Here is a 15,909-nt window from a genome sequence, read left to right on the forward strand (position 1 = left end):
TTTGGTCTCAGTTGGCTAAGTGAGAATTGGGTGCTTTACTCTACCTGCTGACCTAATTGTTAATAGCTGGCGAGGCGCCACTTTTGCCACAGGATGGCCACCATGATTGATAACATGCCGGGGGGGATGCGTCGCTTTGCCGAGCGAGCTCAGGATCTGGTTGCATTGCTGGATTCACTGGATGACCAGTTTGCAGTAATAGACGGCAACGGGGTGATCCATTATACCAACCTCGCCTGGAATCGATTCGCCGAGCAAAATGGCATGGCAAAGGGGTATAACTGGCGTGGCGTCAATTATTTAAGCGCTTGCGATGGCTCTGCTGAACCTTCGGCGCTGAGCGCTATTGAGGGGTTACGACGGGTCTTGCTGCGCCAGCAGGAGAGCTTCTATCTGGAATATCCCTGCCACAGCCCGGATACCCAGCGCTGGTTCATGATGCGCATTGTTCCGGTCAAAGGGATAGATGCCGAGTTTTATGTCATCACCCATTCCAATATTACCGAACGGAAATTGCTGGAGCTCGAGGTCGCCAACCTTTCCCTCCATGATCCCCTGACCGGACTGGCCAACCGGCGGCTCTTCAACAACTTCCTGCACAACGAGTGGCGCCGCAGCGTGCGCGAGCATACCCCCCTCTCCCTCATCATGCTGGATCTCGATAACTTCAAGGCGTGCAATGACCATCTTGGCCATCAGATGGGGGATGGCTCCCTCCAGCTGGTGGGCCATCTGCTGCAATCTTTCTGCCAGCGCCCGGCGGATCTGCCCTGCCGCTTTGGCGGTGACGAGTTTGCTCTGATCCTCGGTAATACCAACAGAGAGGCTGCACAACGGATTGGCGAGGAGATCCGCCAGGCCATCCACGATCTCGACATCGTGGTGGCGGACAATATCCAGCTCAGTGCCAGCATTGGCATTGCCACCTACACGGCAGAGCAACCGCTGGAGGGGGAAGGGGAGTTGCTGGCTGCCGCCGATGCGGCGCTCTATAGCGCCAAGGGGGCGGGTAAGAATTGTAGTTATTGCACCAACTGTTGAGCCTGACCGCCGCTTTTGTTGTTAATGCGCCCCCTTCCGGGGGCGCACTGTTTTGGCTGGGTATTGAACAACCCATAGCCGCTGCTATCAGCGCTCGGGCGTGGCCGAGATTGGCGTGGGGTGCGCGGCGATCACCAGCTTGACGAAGCTGTCGCGGATGGGATCGGCAAACAGGGGATTCCATACCAGACTGACCTCCCACTCGGAATTGGGGCCAGAGAGAGGATAGAGGGTGACGTCAGGGCCGGCGATAAAGCTGACGCTGCGCGGCAGGATGGCGTTGCCGATCCCGGCGGCGACCAGCGCAACCAGCGTCTGGATATCTTCGGCCTCCTGGATCATCCCGGTCAGCCGGTTGGCACCGAGAAAGCTGGCGATCTGCTGGCTGAGGCCGGGGCAGCGGTAGCCCACCATCTGCAGCAGCGGCTGGCTGGTCAAGGCCTGCTGGAGATCAAACGCAGCCGGATCAGGCTGGGTCATCCGGGTTGGCACCGCCAGCACCAGCCGATCGATCAGCAACCTGTGCTCGCGCAACTGTGGCAGCTCGGGGCAGCGCATAAAGCCAAGCTGGAGCTGGCCGGAGAGCAGCTGTTCCTGCTGGATGGCGGAGGGCATGTCCTGCAGATGCACCATCACATCGGGTACCTGCTGCTTGAAGCGGGCGACCAGCGAGGGGGCCAGCGCAAAGCTCGACAGACCAAAGCCAATCTTGAGCCGACCGGCAACTCCGCTCGCCACCGCCAGCGCATGGCTCTCGAACTCCCGCCCGTGTTCGACCAGCGCACTCGCCTGGGTCAGCAGCTGGGCGCCGACGGTGGTCAGTTCGGCGCCGTGACGACCGCGATTGAACAGGGTGCTGCCGAGGGTCTGCTCCAATCCCTGGATCTGCTTGGTGAGGGCGGGCTGGGTAATGAAGAGGCGATTGGCCGCTTCCCGGTAGTTGGCGGTCTCGGCCAGCATCACGAACGCCTGCAGTTGTTTAAGGTCGAATTTCATTCCGTTTGATTATCGAAAGTGGCCATTTTCTCATTATAAATTATCTAAACGCCCTGTTCTAATGGCACTGAAAGGGGAGCCGAGTCCCCTCCGACCTGGAACAAGGAGTCATATCATGTCTACCCAACGCTATCTCTTTTTGATCAAAGGCTCTCTGGTGCTGGCCCAACCGCTGGCCGCGCCAGAAACGGGGGAGCTGCTTGCCAGCCTGCTGCAACAGGGGTTTGTGGTCGGCCCGCTGCAGGTGTGGGCTGGCAGCGCCGAACAGGCGCTCGCCTGTTATGAACGTGCCGCCCAGCAGCAGGCTTTTGCCGATGCGCTGCAGGGGGCTGAGCCTGAGCTTACGGGAGTATCGGCATGATTACCGGCATGAGTCGCGAACCGGGCGGTTGTACAGGCGCCACAAAAACCATGGCGGTCGCCGCCCTGCTGCTCGATATGGATGGCACCCTGGTTTGCTCGACCGACGATGTGGAGCAGGTATGGCGGATCTGGTGTCGTGAACATCAGCTCGATCCCGAGCCGGTGCTGGCGATGTGCCACGGCATGCGCTCGCGGGAGGTGATCCGGGCGCTGGCCCTGCAACTGGATGTGGAGCGGGAGGCGGCGCGGCTCGACGAGCTGGAGATGCTGCATACCGGCGGCGATGCCATCACTGGGGTTGGTGAGTTGCTGCGCCGCTTGCCGCCAGAGCGCTGGGCCATCGTGACCTCCGCCAGTGAGCGGGTTGCCCGTCACCGCCTGCATTGTGCCGGTCTGCCGCTGCCCAACCTGCTGGTGGGGGCCGAAGCTGTGGTCAATGGCAAACCCGATCCCGAGCCCTATCTGCTGGGGGCTGAACGGCTTGGTGTCTCGCCTGCTCGTTGTCTGGTGTTCGAGGATGCCCCGGCCGGTATCGAGAGCGCCCTGAACGCAGGCTGCGCCGTGGTGCAGGTGGGGGGCGATGCGCCGCTTAATCCGGCAGTGGTGGCGGTGATCCGCGACTGGCGTGAGGTGAATGTGGAGATCGGAGAGACATCTCTGCTGGTGACGCTGCCCGCCTGAGCGATGGAGATAATGGATTGTGGCTGCATATGCGGTATGAACCAGCGCCATCCGCACTCTATGTTGCAATAAAAACGCCCCCGAGATGCGGGGGCGTTTTGCTATCTGACCGTTATTTGAAAACGCGGAAACGGGTGGCGTCGTCGATAAAGGTCTTCTCTCCGGCCGGTTGCTTGATGCTGCCAAAAGGCATCTGGGCGCGCAGCAGCCAGCTGGCGGGCAGGTTCCACTCCTTGCGTACCGCCTCGTCGATAAGCGGATTGTAGTGCTGCAGGGAGGCGCCGACCTTCTCCTGCGCCAGCGTCGTCCAGACCGCAAACTGGGCGATGCCGGTGGCATGTTCCGACCAGATGGGGAAGTTGTCGGCATAGAGGGCGAACTTTTGCTGCAGATCCTTGATGACGTCGGTGTCCTCAAAGAACAGCACTGTGCCAAAGCCTGCGCGGAAGCTGCCATCCACCTTGGCCTCACTCTGGGCGTAGGCCTCCGGCGGCACGATCTTTTTCAGCTCGGCTTTGACGATATCCCACAGCTTGTGGTGCTGGGCGCCAAACAGGATGACGGCGCGGGAGCTCTGGGAGTTGAAAGAGGAGGGGCTGTGCCTGATGGCATCCTGGATCAGGGCCGTCAGCTGCTCCGGCGTATGGGACACCTGGTCACCCAGGGCATAGATGGTACGACGTGCTTTGATCTGCTCGATAAACGGACTGCTCATAACATCTCCTTTGCTTGATAGTCACCGGGCGCCAGCCTTGCGGCCAGCCATCCCCTGTTGTTCAAGCTATAGACTATACCACCCGATTATCTTCCGGGCGTTTACATGCAGTGGGTTCACTTTCAACCGGGGGTAAAAAACCATCTGCAGGCGACCGGATTGATCGCCTGCAGATGGAGCCGGGTTAGCTGAACAGCAGGTAGGAGAGGGTCATGCAGCAGATGATGCCCGAGATGATGGGTACCGAGGTGCGCTTGATGATCTCGATGGGGTTACTGCCGGTGATCGAGGCGATGACGATGATCACCGCGGCGACCGGCGACATGGAGCGGATCAGGTTGGCGGTGAGCTGCATCGGCAGGGCCACCGAGACACTGTTGACGCCGACCTTCTCGGTGATCTCGGGAATGATGTTGATAAAGGAGTAGAAGACCGCCAGACCGCTGCCGCTGATAAAGCCGATCAGTGCCGCCGTGCCGGAGAAGAAGAACATCAGGATGGAGCCGACGCCATCGATGTGCTTCACGCTATCGACCAGGGTATCTATGATGCCGATGGCTTTCAGTCCCTCCACCAGCATGCTTGCCGCCACGATGAGCGAGACCACCTGAGCCAGACCCGTGCCCATGCCGGTAAAGAAGATGGCGAACTCCTTGCTGGTCTCCTTGATATTGCCTTTGCGCAGCAGCTCCACCCCTATGGTGAGCAGCAGGCAGACGAAGGTGATCTCAACCAGCCCGAGGGAGATATGGGTGAAACAGATGCCGAACAGCAGCACCAGCACCAGTGGCAGCACCGGGAAGAGGCCGTAGTAGGCGGGCGGCAAGCCGGTGGGCACGGCGAGCGACTCCTCTTTTTCCTCCAGTCCGCCGCGCGCCTGCTGGCGCTTGTCCATCGCCTTTTGCCAGAAGTAGTGCACCACTGCCATCAACGCCAGCGTCGGCAGCGAGATGGGGGCGTGGTAGGAGACGATGTACTCCACCAGCGGGATGCCCAGCTTCTGAGCGGCCAGCACGTTATCGGCCCCCAGCGGGCTGGGCATGATGGTGGCAGTGGTGGCAATGACGGCCCCCGCGGTAAGGGAGGACATGTTCGATGCCTTCAGTACCGGATAGAGGGTCGCCATCAGCAACACCGCCAGACTGGCAGCGCTCGGCACCACCAGCGAGAGCAGATTGCCCAGCAGGAAAATCACCGGCACCAGCAGGTAGGGGGAGCGGATGCGGCTCAAGGGGCGGGTCAGCAGCATGACGGTGACGTCGTTGGCGCCGATGTGGCTCATGTAGCTGGAGAAGCCGAACAGCACCATGATGGTGAGACCGACATTGCCCATCTGGCTGATGAAGATCTGCTTGATCTGGACAAAGGGATCAAGCCAGCTGAGGCCGCTGCTCTGCGCCGCAGGCAGCAGGGGGTGGCCGAGTCCGACGGCGGCAAACATCAGCAGCAGTCCGGCGCCAAACAGCACTATCTTGGCATCGTAGTTTTTGGCGATGAGATAGCCGCAGATGACCAGGATCAGGGTGCTGACAAGTATTTCCAGCATGTTTCCAACACTCTCTTCTTGATGTGAATGGGCCAGCGAGCTGGCGGTTCGGGATCAGATGGCGTGGGCAAGGGTCTCCATGCACCAGGCCCTGAATCCGGGCACGTCGATATCGAGGCACACCTCGGCGTTGGGCGCTCGCTTGAGCCGGTTGTTGATATCCACCGAGGTGGTGCCGAGGGTGTGCTCACCCCGGGTCTCGATGGCCACATGGCAGGCCCGGGTGATAAAGAGGTCGGGGCGCACCAGATAGGCGATGGCGCAGAGATCGTGCATCTTGAGCCCAGTCTGCATGCTGCCGCCGCGATAGTGGCCGAACAGGGCGTGGAGCATGGCGCCAGTGCGGTTGAGGGCGGGCAGCGTCGCAATCATCTCGCCAGTCAGGGTGGCCCGGCTGGTGACATCGAGTCCGCACATCACGATGGGCAGGCCGCTGCTGAAGACGATGTGGGCCGCCTCGGGATCCACGTAGATATTGAACTCTGCATTGGGGGTGTGGTTGCCCCGACCGGCCGAGCCGCCCATCAGCACGATCCGCGCGATCTTCTCCCGACACTCGGGGTGCAGGGTGAGCAGCAGGGCGATATTGGTCAGCGGCCCGATGGGCACCAGCGTCATGGGTTGTTCGCTGGCGAGCAGGGTGGCCTTCATGGCTTCGACGGCATGGATTGGCAGCGGCTGTTGCCCGGGCTCGGCAAACTCGTAACCATCGAGGCCGGAGTGGCCGTGGATATGGCTGGCATTGTCGAGGGGGCGCACGAGGGGCTGGCTGGCCCCCTGTGCCACCGGCACCTCTTGGCCGAAAAAGTGCAGCAGGCGCAGGGCGTTGCGGGTGGTCTTGCTGACATCGACGTTGCCGGCGACCGTGGTGATGAGCGCCAGCTCGATCCCGGGGTGAAACAGGGCGGCGGCGATGGCAACGGCATCGTCGATGCCGGGGTCGGTATCCAGAATAATGGCGACAGGGTTCACGCTGTTCTCCTCGGTGTTAATCGGCTTGGCGGGCATCGGCTTGGCTGGCATCGTGGGGCCAGCAGCAGATGAATGGGTCGACAATCTCGCGGGTCAGGCCATCAGTGAGGCCGAGATCGGTCAGATGGGGCCCCGCATTGCAGGCAAGACAGGTCCCCTCGATGGCCTTGAAGACCCGGTAGGGGGGTTCCCACTCAACCACCTTGCCGCTCACTTCGCGCAGGGCGTGGAAGCTGGCGGCCAGCTCGCTGGCCGGTAGGTCGGAGAGCATACCCGCGATGGGCATGGCAACGTGGGCCAGCACCTTACCCTGCTGGATGACCGCCATGCCGCCCCCGCTGGTGATCAGGGTGTTTGCGGCCAGCATCATCTCTTGCGGGTCGCGCCCCAGCACCACCAGATTGTGGGAGTCGTGGGAGTAGCTGGTGGCGATGGCCCCTTGCAGCTCGCCCCACCCCTCCAGCAGTGCCAGCCGGGTGCCCCCCTGATGGCGACCATGGCGGTGTTGCACCGAGATGAGGCTAAATCCCGCTGGTACGATGACCTGACCATCCCGAACCTCAACTTCGGTTTCACTCCACTGGGTGAAGCGAGCCCCCTTGATGGTCTTGAGGCGGGCACGACCCGCAGTCAGCCCGGGTACCCGGATGATGAACTCCTCCCGCGTGCGCAGGGGGATCTGCATGGTATCGCGCGGCGCCTGACAACCGGCGACAGGCTCGGAGGGTTTGAGAATGGCGCCATGGCGGGCGACCCGCTGGCCGCCGCTGTAGACCCAGATCGGGTTGAGATCGGTGAGGTTGTCGAACACCACCAGATCGGCGTTGCGGCCAGCGGCAACCAGTCCCAGATCGTTGCGCTGCAGGCGGATGGCGGCGTTGAGGGTGGCCATCCGCAGCACGTCGGGCACCGCCAGCCCGAGCTCAGCCAGCCGCTTGACCAGCGCAAGCATGCCCCCTTTCTCCAGCAGCATGTCGGGCGGCACATCGTCGGTACAGAGGGTGATTTGGGAGGAGAGGTGGGGCAGCTGTTTCAGCGCAGCGACGATCTCCGGCAGCAGATAGGGGTGGGAGCCGCGCAGCTGCAGGGTGAGCCCGGCGCGCAATTTTTCCAGCGCATCGGCAGCCGAGGTGAGTTCGTGATCCGAGCTGACCCCGGCGGCCAGATAGGCTTGCAACCGGTGACCAGTGAGGCCCCGGGCGTGTCCCTCAATCAGGGCATTGCGCTGCAAACCGGCGTGCAGAATGCCGGTCATCCGCTCGCTGCCGCCCAGCACACCCTGCATGTCCATCACCTCGGCGATCCCCGCCACCTCCGGCCACTCCAGCATGGTGGCCATCTCGGAGCCGTGGAAGTCGGCGCCCGACATCTCGAGACCCGGCGTCGAGGGAACGCTGGAGGGGGCGGCGCAGATGACCCGCAGCGGCAGATTGCGGCTGGCGTCGATGGCGTAGCGCACCCCCGCCAGCCCGAGCACATTGGCCAGTTCGTGGGGATCCCAGAAGATGGTGGTGGTGCCCTGCGCGACTACCACATCGGCGTAGCGCTCCGGTGTCAGGTGGGAGCTCTCCACATGGACATGGCTGTCGATAAGACCGGGCGAGAGATAGGCGCCGGCCAGATCGTGGGTCTCGCGTGCCTGCTGGAAGGTGCCGACCGGATGGACGCTGGCGATCAGCGGGCCGACCAGCCCCACGTCGACGGGACGGATCTCGCCGGTCACCATGTCGATCAGGTTGGCGTTGGTCAGCAGCAGATCGAAGGGGGCTTCGCCGAGGGCAGCCTGCACGGCGCGGCGGCGCAAGTTGAGGGATGCATCTTGTTCACACATGAAGGAGATGGCCTGACAAGGGGAATAATGGGCCCACTTTAGGGAGGGGATTGGCCCGTGCATAGCGCAAAGAATTTATAACTGGATAAGAAAGGGTTATGCTGCTGCAAACGTTTTTCTCCGGTTGTCGATTTCATGTCCGAACCCTGGCGCCGTCTGCCTGCGCTCTCTCTCAAGCAGATCCAGTATTTTGTCACGCTGGCCCAGCTGCGTCACTTCACCGAAACGGCCAATCAGATGGCCATCAGCCAACCCGCCCTGAGCAGTGCCCTGCGCCAGATTGAATCTGTGCTTGGCGGCAAACTGTTTCACCGCACCGCGCAGGCGGTCACCCTGACCGAACAGGGGGAGGCGATCCTGCCCCATGCCAAGGGGCTGCTCAATGTGGCCCACGCCGCTTTTGCCGATATGCAGCAGGTGATGGCAGAAGGGGGCGATGGCACCCTGCGCATCGGTCTGATCCCGTCGGCCTGCACCCTGATGTTTCCGCTGGCGGCCGCCCGTCTGCAGCAGCAGTTTCCGGGCTTGCGGGTCGAGTTTCAGGATCACACCAACGACGGTCTGTTGCAGGCGCTGGCCGAGGGGTCTCTGGATGCGGGGATTGGCGTGCTGGATGGCGAGTTGCCCGGTTCGCTGGAGGTGACGCCGCTGCTGGACGATGCGCTGGTGGCGGTGATCAACCGGCAGGATCCGCTGGCAGCGGCGGAGGCCATCAGCTGGCAGGCGCTGACCCGCCGCGACATCGCCCTCTTTGCCAGAGGCAACGTCAGCCGGCAGGTCAACGGGCTGGCCCAGAGCCAGCTGCCCGGGCTCAAGCCCAGATATACCACAGATTATGTCGAGACGCTTTACGGCCTGGTGCGCTCCGGGCTGGCGGTTGCCATCCTGCCCGGGCTCTACGCCGCGAACCAGTGCGATCCCCAGCTCAAGGTTGTGGCGTTGCACGAACCGGTGCTGAGCCGCACCCTGGCGCTGATGTGGGCGAAGGGGCTCTCCCGTTCAACCCGCATCGATGAGGGGCGCGCGCTGCTGCGTCAGGTCATCATGGCGCAGTACGCCGCATCCTCCTCTCGCTAACCGGCAGCAGAGCTGGTGACAGGAGCTGTCCGATGGCCGCTTGACCCCGACGGGTGAAAGCGGTGGCAACTGCCTTTGGCTGCTCGCCTCCACTTCTGATATTTCACCGGTTTCCCCTTCTGATTCAATTCGTTGCATCGATGGCTCTGCCTGCATTCCTGATTTGACGCGACTTGAGCTGCATGGGTGGCGATTGTCCCCCATCTGGCGCTGGCCCCGCTGCTTTGTATAGTGCCGGTGGAATTAATCAGGTTTGGCAGGAGTACCCATGGAGATGAATTCGCGCGCGCTTCGCGCACTGGCCCTGTTGGGCGCCTTGCTCGCTGGCAGCACGACCGTGCACGCCTCCGAGACCCTCAATACCATTCTCGGTGGCGGCGCAGGTGGGGTGGCGGGCACCATGATCGGCAAGGAGTTGGGGGGTGATACCGGTGCGCTGGTTGGTGCGGCTATTGGCGGCGCAGCTGGTGGCGCTGCGACGGCCAACAAGGGCAACAAGAATGAAGCGGCGCTCGGTGGGGCCGTGGGGGCGCTGGGTGGTGCTGCGATCGGCAAGAGTGTCGGTGGTGATACCGGCCAGCTGATCGGCGCAGGGGTTGGCGGGGCGAGTGGCTCGGCCATCGGTGCCAAGACCGGCGATGGCCACCAGAGTCAGGATCGCTATTACGATGATGATGACCACCATCACAAGCACCACAAAAAGCACAAGAAGCATAAAAAACACAGATGGCATGACGACGATTGATCGCCATCTGTCGTGAGTGGTGGGGATGAAACAACGGGGCCAGTGGGCCCCGTTTTGCATGTTTGCTCAGACCAGCCGGTGCTGGCGGCGACCGGCGGCAAAGGCGTTGATGTTGTCGATCAGCTGGTCGGCCAGCCGCTGCATCGACTCCTCGCTGGCCCACGCTACATGCGGGGTGAGGATGAAGTGGGGGTATTGCAGCGCCTTCATCAGGGGATGGTCGGGGGGCGGGGGTTCGACGCTCGCCACATCGAAACCGGCGCCGCCGAGGCGGCCGTTGGCCAGCGCCCGCAGCAGCGCCTCTTCATCCACCAGACCGCCGCGGCCGACGTTGATCAGCAGGGCGCCCGGTTTCATCAAGCCCAGCTCCCGCTCGCCAATCAGGTTGCGGGTGTAAGGGGTGAGCGGGCAGTGCAGGCTGATCACATCCGAGCTTTGCAGCAGCTCGTCGAGGGGCAGGCGATCCTCGTCGTGGCTGCCACCGATCTGGCTCTGGGCGTAACGTACCGTCATCCCCATTCCCTTGGCCCGCTCGCCGAGCGCCTGACCCAGGGTTCCCTTGCCGATGATGCCAAGCTGCTTGCCGTGCAGATCCATGATGTTGTGGTCGAAGAAGCAGAACTGACCGCTCTGTTGCCAGCGCCCCTCCAGCAACGACTGGCGCCAGCAGAAGAGGTTGCGCGACAGGGCCAGCATCAGCGCCATGGCATGTTCCGGCACCGAGGGGCCCGAGTAGTTGCGGATATTGCACACCCCGACGTTGGCGGCGCGGCACGCCTCCAGATCCACGTTGTCGCTGCCGGTAGCGGCCAGGGCGATGAGTTTGAGTTCCGGCAGTTGGGCCAGCTCGGCGGCGCCGATGCGCACCTTGTTGATGATGGCGATGCTGGCATCTTTCAGCCGTTCGACCACCTGTTCCGGGGCTGTGCTGGGATAACTCTGCCAGTGGTGGGGAAAGTCGGGATGATGCAGGGTGATGCCCGCATCCAGGGTATCGCTGTCGAGAAACACAATCTGCTGCATGTACCTTCCTGCCATATTCGGGTTTGAACCGTCATGATGCCAAAAAGGGCGCCATCAGAGCCAGTGTGCCGCGCCATGGCGGGTGGGCTTTCTCCGGCAGATGTGATGTTGCGCGTGCTTTGTGGCCCGAGGTCAGAGCCAGCCCAGATGGTTGAGCCACCCCTGAATGCGGGTGGGGGTTTCGCCCAGTTCCATCAGGGCGTAGGGACGATAGTTGAGCTTGTGGCTGCGCCGGCTCTCGGTCTGGCGAGCCTCGGCCGCCAGCAGCGGCCAGCGGCCGCCATCCTCCTGATAGAGATCCAGAGTAGGGATGGTGCCCTGCGCTATCTCTTTTGCGAGGATCTGGTTGCTCTGCTGGTCGGGGAAGAAGCCATCAAGCAGCACCAGCGCATCGGGGGCAGGCAGCTGTTCGCTGGCGATAAGGTTGGCGGTCCAGGCGGCGCCGGTGCCTTGCGCCAGGATCAGCTTGAAGCCCCCCTCCTGCAGTTTGGCATCAGCCAGCTTGCTGATCCGCTCGGCCAGTTGCTTGCGAAAGGCGTCACTCTCCTTGGCTTTCTTCTCGGCGGCAGGGTCGAGCTCGGTTTGCTGGGGAGAGGGGAGCAGCAGCAGGGTATCAAAGCCCAGCTGGCTGAGGGCACGGGTCAGTTGCCAGAGCTGGCCGCTGCGCTGCCAGTCGGGCAGCAGGATGGCGAGCCCCACATAGTTGTCGCTATCGTGCTTGGCAAACAGCACCGTCTGTTTGTCGATCTGGGTGGCTTCGGGTTGCCCTTTCCAGTCGCTCGCTTGCCAGTGATCGAGTGGGAGTGGCTCTGCGATGGGGGGCGCAACGTCGCTCGCCTCTGCCCCATGGCCAGCCAGCATGGTCAATAACAGCAGTGATAAGGATAATCTGGCCATAGTGTGCTCCCCCGGTTATCTGGGTTAGCGGCGGCGGCGCGATTTTCTGAAGGAGGTTGGCGTTATAGCTGCAAACAGGCAATAAAAAAGCGAGCCGGAGGCTCGCTTTTTTGCAATCAATTCAACGTGGTCAATTAGTTGACGCGACGCTTGAATTCACCGGTGCGGGTATCGATTTCGATCTTGTCACCGATCTCTACGAAAGCGGCAACAGCCAGCTCGTAGGTAGTGCCTTTCAGACGGGCAGGCTTGGTCACTTTACCGGAGGTGTCGCCACGGGCAGCCGGTTCGGTGTACTCAACTTCGCGCACGATGGTGGTCGGCAGTTCTACGGAGATGGCTTTCTCGTTGTAGAAAGTCACTTCACACAGATCTTCCATGCCGTCTACCAGGTAGTTCAGCACGTCACCCAGGTTGTCTTTCTCTACGTCGTACTGGTTGTACTCGGTGTCCATAAAGACATACAGGGGGTCGGAGAAGTAGGAGTAGGTGCACTCTTTACGCTCCAGCTGAACAACGTCCAGCTTGTCGTCGGCCTTGAAGACAGTCTCGGTGGCGCTGCCGTTCAGCAGGCCTTTCAGCTTCATTTTGACCACGGCGGAGTTACGGCCGGATTTGTTGAATTCAGCCTTCTGGACCACCATCGGCTCGGTGCCGATCATGACTACGTTACCAGCGCGGATTTCCTGAGCGGTTTTCATGTAAAAAATTCCTGTTCGTGAAACGGACGGATAAAAACTGCCAGATTATATACGGCTTTCCAGAAATTTCACCAACCTCGTGACGAGATCCCCATCCCGGAGCAGCTTCTGTGACCAGAGTCGCCCATGTTGCTGCCAAATCGCGCTGTATTGCGGCCATTGGGCCCAGAGTTCGCGGCAATCTTCACCACGGTTGAGAGCCAGATTGAAGCAGCGCAGCCATTGGGCGCAATCGGCAGGCAGATCAGCAAGATAGTGGTCGAGGAACTGCTCCAGCTTGATCAGATGGGCCTCCTCCTCCTGTTGGTAGATATGCCAGAGGAAAGGACGTGCTGCCCACTGGGCCCGCACGAAGGAGTCCTCCCCGCGCACCAGATTGAGATCGCAGCTCCACAGCAGTCGATCGTAACCAGCCTGATCGGTCATCGGCAGCAGCTTGATGGTGAGGTTGCCCGAGTGGAGCAGATCCCCCGCCTTGGCGGTGGTGATGGTATCTTCAAGGCTTGCGCCGCGCAGCACATCTTGCAGCGAGCGCCCCAGCGGCAACAGCAGGGTGACGGGCGTGGTGCTCTGGCACCAGCTCTCGACCAGGCTTTGCAGCGCATCGCTCTCGTAGGTAAAGAGGCTGACCCGCAGCTCGTTCTCTTGTCTGGGCGGCAAACCGAGGCTGGCCCAGTAGGCTGCCAGTCCCGCATCATCTTGCTGCCACTGCTCCCGTTCGGCGATGAGGTCGTGCTCGCACAAAAGGCCGCCGGTTTTAGCGGTAAAGCCCGGGAAGAAGAAGTATTTGTTGAGGCTCTGGTTGCCAACTCGCTGGGGCGAGGCGAGGCCGTGGCAATCCTCGACCCAGCTCTCCGCCGAGAGGTACTCCAGATTGATCCAGCAGGAGGGCTTGGGTTGGCTCGCCATCAGTTCGGCCATTCGTGCAATGAAGGGGGCGGGCAGTTCGCAGGCAAAGGCCTCGATCACCACTCTGGCCGGGGTCATGTCGGTCGGCAGGGTCTCATGCCAGTGCTGGATATAGATGCCATCGACCCACTGGCCATCCTGCGCCGGGTCGAGCCCGGGGCAGATGCGGGCGAAACTTGCCAGATCGTCCACCCAGAGCCGCACCTGAACCTCATCGCCATGTGCCGCAATATTCCCCTCCCGCTTTAGCTGGCGGGCAAGTCGCCAGGTGACACCGATGTCACCGAAGTTGTCGACGACGCAGCAGAAGATGTCCCAGTCAAACGGGGGCAGGGGAGTTGTCATGGGTCAGGGTTCCAAATGCAAAAAAAACCGGTGCGCAGGGTAGCACACCGGTTGACTGGCTTCTAACCGTCAGCGTGTGACGGTCGCTGCGGCAGGTTACTCCTTGCCGTAGACGTTGTTCTCTTGCTCGCGTACCCGGATAAAGGTGGTGCGCTTGGTGAGCTCTTTCAGCTGGCTGGCTCCGACGTAGGTACAGGTGGAGCGCACGCCGCCCAGAATGTCGCGCACGGCGTTCTCGACCGGGCCGCGGTAGGGCAGCAGCACGGTTTTACCCTCGGAGGCGCGGTATTCGGCGACGCCACCGGCGTGCTTGTCCATGGCGCTGGAGGAGCTCATGCCGTAGAACTTCATGAAGGGTTCGCCGTCTACATCGATGATCTCGCCACCGCACTCTTCGTGGGCTGCCAGCATGCCGCCCAGCATCACGAAGTCGGCACCGCCGCCGAAGGCTTTGGCGACGTCGCCCGGGCAGGTGCAGCCGCCGTCACCGACGATCTGGCCGCCGAGGCCGTGGGCCGCATCGGCACACTCGATGATGGCGGAGAGCTGCGGGTAGCCGACGCCGGTCTTGACGCGAGTGGTGCAGACCGAGCCCGGGCCGATGCCGACCTTGACGATGTCGGCGCCGGAGAGGATCAGCTCTTCGACCATCTCGCCGGTCACCACGTTGCCCGCCAGGATGACGTGGTTGGGGCAGGCTTCACGAATTTTGCGCACGAACTCGACGAAGTGTTCGGAGTAGCCATTGGCCACATCGACACAGATGAAACGCAGCGCTTCGGACATGGCGAGGATTTGGCGGGTCTTGGCGAAATCTTCAGCCGAGGTGCCGGTGGAGACCATCACATGGCCCAGCAGCGCCGGATCGGTCTCGTTGACGAAAGCTTGCCATTGCTCAAGGCTGTAGTGCTTGTGTACCGCGGTCATCATCTCGAAACCGGCCAGCGTGCGCGCCATGGCAAAGCTGCCGACGGTATCCATGTTGGCGGCGATAACGGGTACGCCTTGCCATTGGGTCTGAGTGTGTTTGAAGGTGAACTGACGGGTCAGGCTTACTTGGGAACGGCTCTTGAGAGTAGAGCGCTTGGGGCGGAACAGGACATCCTTGAAACCGAGCTTCAAGTCTTCTTCGATACGCATTACAAATTCCTTATTGAGCCTTGTTGAAAGTCACTTTTGCAGTGGCAAATTTTCGGCAGGCGCAAAAAAACCGGTGGTTTTCAGGCCCTCCGGTTTACAACAGTGTAGGCAAAAATCCCTTCAGAACAAGACTGATAATTCGCTCATTGTTGTGGTAGCCTTTGGCGTCACAACCTGAGGTTGGCCACAAGCTTCATCCAGCACCTTATCTTGCCTCCCGTTTACCTCTTTTCTCCCTGTTTTCAACTCTATGCAATCGGCGTCGCAGCTGCCACCGACTGTCGTCTGCCGTTGCGGTTTGCCGGGCCGGTTGCTGCTGGTCATAACAAATCGGGTTGACCCCCGGGGTGGCTGTGATAGATCTGGGCGCAATATCGACAATGCGAGAGATCGTGATGGGCAAAAGATTGTTGAGTGCCGCCATCCTGTGGGGGCTCTGTGGCAGCGCACTGGCGGCAACACCGACCAGCTATGGTTGGGTCGAGAAGGGGCTCATCATGCCGATCGGTGTGGCGGTGAAGATGAAACTCGATACCGGTGCGCTCACCTCCTCTCTTGATGCGCGCTCCCTCGTCCACTTCAAACGGGATGGCAAACCCTGGGTGCGCTTCATGCTGGATGTGACCGATGCCGACAGCGGTGAGCGGGTCAAACAGCAGTTCGAGCGTCCGGTGGAGCAGAGCGTGACCATTCGCGGCGCCGGTGGCATCGAGCAGCGGCCGACCGTCACCATGTCCATCTGTCTGGGGGACAAGGTGTACGAGGAGTGGTTCACCCTGCGGGATCGCAGCGACATGATCTATCCGGTGCTGCTTGGCCGTCGCCTGCTGGCGGATCTCGGCCCGGTGGATGCTGGTCGAACCTTTACCGTGCAGCCAAATTGTCATTGATAGCAAACAGCCCGCATTGCGGGCTGTTTGTTTATTG

The 15,909-nt window shown here is 61.6% G+C and carries 16 protein-coding genes; 6 read left to right on the plus strand and 10 right to left on the minus strand.

Annotated features, from left to right (window positions below; translation table 11 throughout):
* Positions 1–102 precede the first annotated feature (102 nt).
* Positions 103–1,041, plus strand: coding sequence for a sensor domain-containing diguanylate cyclase (locus tag BS300_RS12110; RefSeq protein ID WP_071913035.1), 939 nt, complete (start codon positions 103–105; stop codon positions 1,039–1,041).
* 87 nt (positions 1,042–1,128) lie between these two features.
* Here the strand turns inward: BS300_RS12110 and BS300_RS12115 are convergent, their stop codons facing one another.
* Positions 1,129–2,037 carry a LysR family transcriptional regulator gene (locus tag BS300_RS12115; RefSeq protein ID WP_071913036.1) on the minus strand — a complete coding sequence of 303 codons (909 nt, stop codon included), beginning with the start codon at positions 2,035–2,037 and terminating at the stop codon, positions 1,129–1,131.
* A 115-nt stretch (positions 2,038–2,152) separates the two neighbouring features.
* Here BS300_RS12115 and BS300_RS12120 point away from each other — a divergent pair, with 115 nt between their 5' ends.
* Both BS300_RS12120 and BS300_RS12125 read left to right on the plus strand, forming a co-directional pair.
* On the plus strand, positions 2,153–2,398 hold the full coding sequence (locus tag BS300_RS12120) for a hypothetical protein (RefSeq protein ID WP_043850167.1): 246 nt from the start codon (positions 2,153–2,155) through the stop codon (positions 2,396–2,398).
* An 8-nt stretch (positions 2,399–2,406) separates the two neighbouring features.
* Positions 2,407–3,081 carry an HAD-IA family hydrolase gene (locus tag BS300_RS12125; RefSeq protein WP_071913198.1) on the plus strand — a complete coding sequence of 225 codons (675 nt, stop codon included), beginning with the start codon at positions 2,407–2,409 and terminating at the stop codon, positions 3,079–3,081.
* 112 nt (positions 3,082–3,193) lie between these two features.
* Here the strand turns inward: BS300_RS12125 and BS300_RS12130 are convergent, their stop codons facing one another.
* From BS300_RS12130 to BS300_RS12145, 4 genes are all read right to left on the minus strand, one after another.
* A complete protein-coding gene (locus BS300_RS12130; protein ID WP_005335120.1) occupies positions 3,194–3,796 on the minus strand; it encodes a nitroreductase family protein in 603 nt (200 codons plus the stop codon).
* Positions 3,797–3,980: 184 nt separating this feature from the next.
* Complete coding sequence (gene dcuC / locus BS300_RS12135; RefSeq protein ID WP_071913038.1) at positions 3,981–5,342, minus strand: C4-dicarboxylate transporter DcuC; 1,362 nt, start codon at positions 5,340–5,342, stop codon at positions 3,981–3,983.
* Positions 5,343–5,396: 54 nt separating this feature from the next.
* Complete coding sequence (gene rihC, locus BS300_RS12140; RefSeq protein ID WP_239693825.1) at positions 5,397–6,314, minus strand: ribonucleoside hydrolase RihC; 918 nt, start codon at positions 6,312–6,314, stop codon at positions 5,397–5,399.
* A 16-nt stretch (positions 6,315–6,330) separates the two neighbouring features.
* Entirely contained in the window at positions 6,331–8,145 is a 1,815-nt protein-coding gene (locus tag BS300_RS12145; protein ID WP_071913041.1) for an adenine deaminase C-terminal domain-containing protein, read from the minus strand.
* 135 nt (positions 8,146–8,280) lie between these two features.
* On the opposite strand from BS300_RS12145, the gene BS300_RS12150 reads away from it, so the two are divergent.
* Both BS300_RS12150 and BS300_RS12155 read left to right on the plus strand, forming a co-directional pair.
* Entirely contained in the window at positions 8,281–9,222 is a 942-nt protein-coding gene (locus BS300_RS12150; protein ID WP_071913042.1) for a LysR family transcriptional regulator, read from the plus strand.
* A 268-nt stretch (positions 9,223–9,490) separates the two neighbouring features.
* Positions 9,491–9,967: a YMGG-like glycine zipper-containing protein gene (locus BS300_RS12155; protein ID WP_071913044.1), complete on the plus strand. Its 477-nt coding sequence runs from the start codon at positions 9,491–9,493 to the stop codon at positions 9,965–9,967.
* A 66-nt stretch (positions 9,968–10,033) separates the two neighbouring features.
* Here the strand turns inward: BS300_RS12155 and BS300_RS12160 are convergent, their stop codons facing one another.
* From BS300_RS12160 to BS300_RS12180, 5 genes are all read right to left on the minus strand, one after another.
* Positions 10,034–10,990: a D-2-hydroxyacid dehydrogenase gene (locus BS300_RS12160; RefSeq protein ID WP_042029806.1), complete on the minus strand. Its 957-nt coding sequence runs from the start codon at positions 10,988–10,990 to the stop codon at positions 10,034–10,036.
* 132 nt (positions 10,991–11,122) lie between these two features.
* On the minus strand, positions 11,123–11,887 hold the full coding sequence (locus tag BS300_RS12165) for a DUF3530 family protein (RefSeq protein ID WP_071913046.1): 765 nt from the start codon (positions 11,885–11,887) through the stop codon (positions 11,123–11,125).
* Between the two features lie 134 nt (positions 11,888–12,021).
* A complete protein-coding gene (efp, locus tag BS300_RS12170) occupies positions 12,022–12,588 on the minus strand; it encodes an elongation factor P (protein ID WP_005335100.1) in 567 nt (188 codons plus the stop codon).
* Between the two features lie 45 nt (positions 12,589–12,633).
* A complete protein-coding gene (earP, locus tag BS300_RS12175) occupies positions 12,634–13,842 on the minus strand; it encodes an elongation factor P maturation arginine rhamnosyltransferase EarP (RefSeq protein WP_071913048.1) in 1,209 nt (402 codons plus the stop codon).
* Between the two features lie 96 nt (positions 13,843–13,938).
* Entirely contained in the window at positions 13,939–14,982 is a 1,044-nt protein-coding gene (locus BS300_RS12180; protein WP_071913050.1) for a GMP reductase, read from the minus strand.
* 395 nt (positions 14,983–15,377) lie between these two features.
* Here BS300_RS12180 and BS300_RS12185 point away from each other — a divergent pair, with 395 nt between their 5' ends.
* Positions 15,378–15,872, plus strand: coding sequence for an ATP-dependent zinc protease (locus BS300_RS12185; protein ID WP_041209987.1), 495 nt, complete (start codon positions 15,378–15,380; stop codon positions 15,870–15,872).
* The last annotated feature ends 37 nt before the right edge of the window (positions 15,873–15,909 follow it).

The sequence above is a fragment of the Aeromonas sp. SCS5 genome, assembly GCF_001887375.1.
GTDB lineage: Bacteria > Pseudomonadota > Gammaproteobacteria > Enterobacterales > Aeromonadaceae > Aeromonas > Aeromonas jandaei.

Bases quoted from the DNA above. Each gene is read 5' to 3' on its own strand.
- BS300_RS12110 (WP_071913035.1), top strand. From the start codon at position 103: ATGATTGATAACATGCCGGGGGGGATGCGTCGCTTTGCCGAGCGAGCT.
- BS300_RS12115 (WP_071913036.1), bottom strand. From the start codon at position 2,037: ATGAAATTCGACCTTAAACAACTGCAGGCGTTCGTGATGCTGGCCGAG.
- BS300_RS12120 (WP_043850167.1), top strand. From the start codon at position 2,153: ATGTCTACCCAACGCTATCTCTTTTTGATCAAAGGCTCTCTGGTGCTG.
- BS300_RS12125 (WP_071913198.1), top strand. From the start codon at position 2,407: ATGAGTCGCGAACCGGGCGGTTGTACAGGCGCCACAAAAACCATGGCG.
- BS300_RS12130 (WP_005335120.1), bottom strand. From the start codon at position 3,796: ATGAGCAGTCCGTTTATCGAGCAGATCAAAGCACGTCGTACCATCTAT.
- dcuC (WP_071913038.1), bottom strand. From the start codon at position 5,342: ATGCTGGAAATACTTGTCAGCACCCTGATCCTGGTCATCTGCGGCTAT.
- BS300_RS12145 (WP_071913041.1), bottom strand. From the start codon at position 8,145: ATGTGTGAACAAGATGCATCCCTCAACTTGCGCCGCCGCGCCGTGCAG.
- BS300_RS12150 (WP_071913042.1), top strand. From the start codon at position 8,281: ATGTCCGAACCCTGGCGCCGTCTGCCTGCGCTCTCTCTCAAGCAGATC.
- BS300_RS12155 (WP_071913044.1), top strand. From the start codon at position 9,491: ATGGAGATGAATTCGCGCGCGCTTCGCGCACTGGCCCTGTTGGGCGCC.
- BS300_RS12160 (WP_042029806.1), bottom strand. From the start codon at position 10,990: ATGCAGCAGATTGTGTTTCTCGACAGCGATACCCTGGATGCGGGCATC.
- BS300_RS12165 (WP_071913046.1), bottom strand. From the start codon at position 11,887: ATGGCCAGATTATCCTTATCACTGCTGTTATTGACCATGCTGGCTGGC.
- efp (WP_005335100.1), bottom strand. From the start codon at position 12,588: ATGAAAACCGCTCAGGAAATCCGCGCTGGTAACGTAGTCATGATCGGC.
- earP (WP_071913048.1), bottom strand. From the start codon at position 13,842: ATGACAACTCCCCTGCCCCCGTTTGACTGGGACATCTTCTGCTGCGTC.
- BS300_RS12180 (WP_071913050.1), bottom strand. From the start codon at position 14,982: ATGCGTATCGAAGAAGACTTGAAGCTCGGTTTCAAGGATGTCCTGTTC.
- BS300_RS12185 (WP_041209987.1), top strand. From the start codon at position 15,378: ATGGGCAAAAGATTGTTGAGTGCCGCCATCCTGTGGGGGCTCTGTGGC.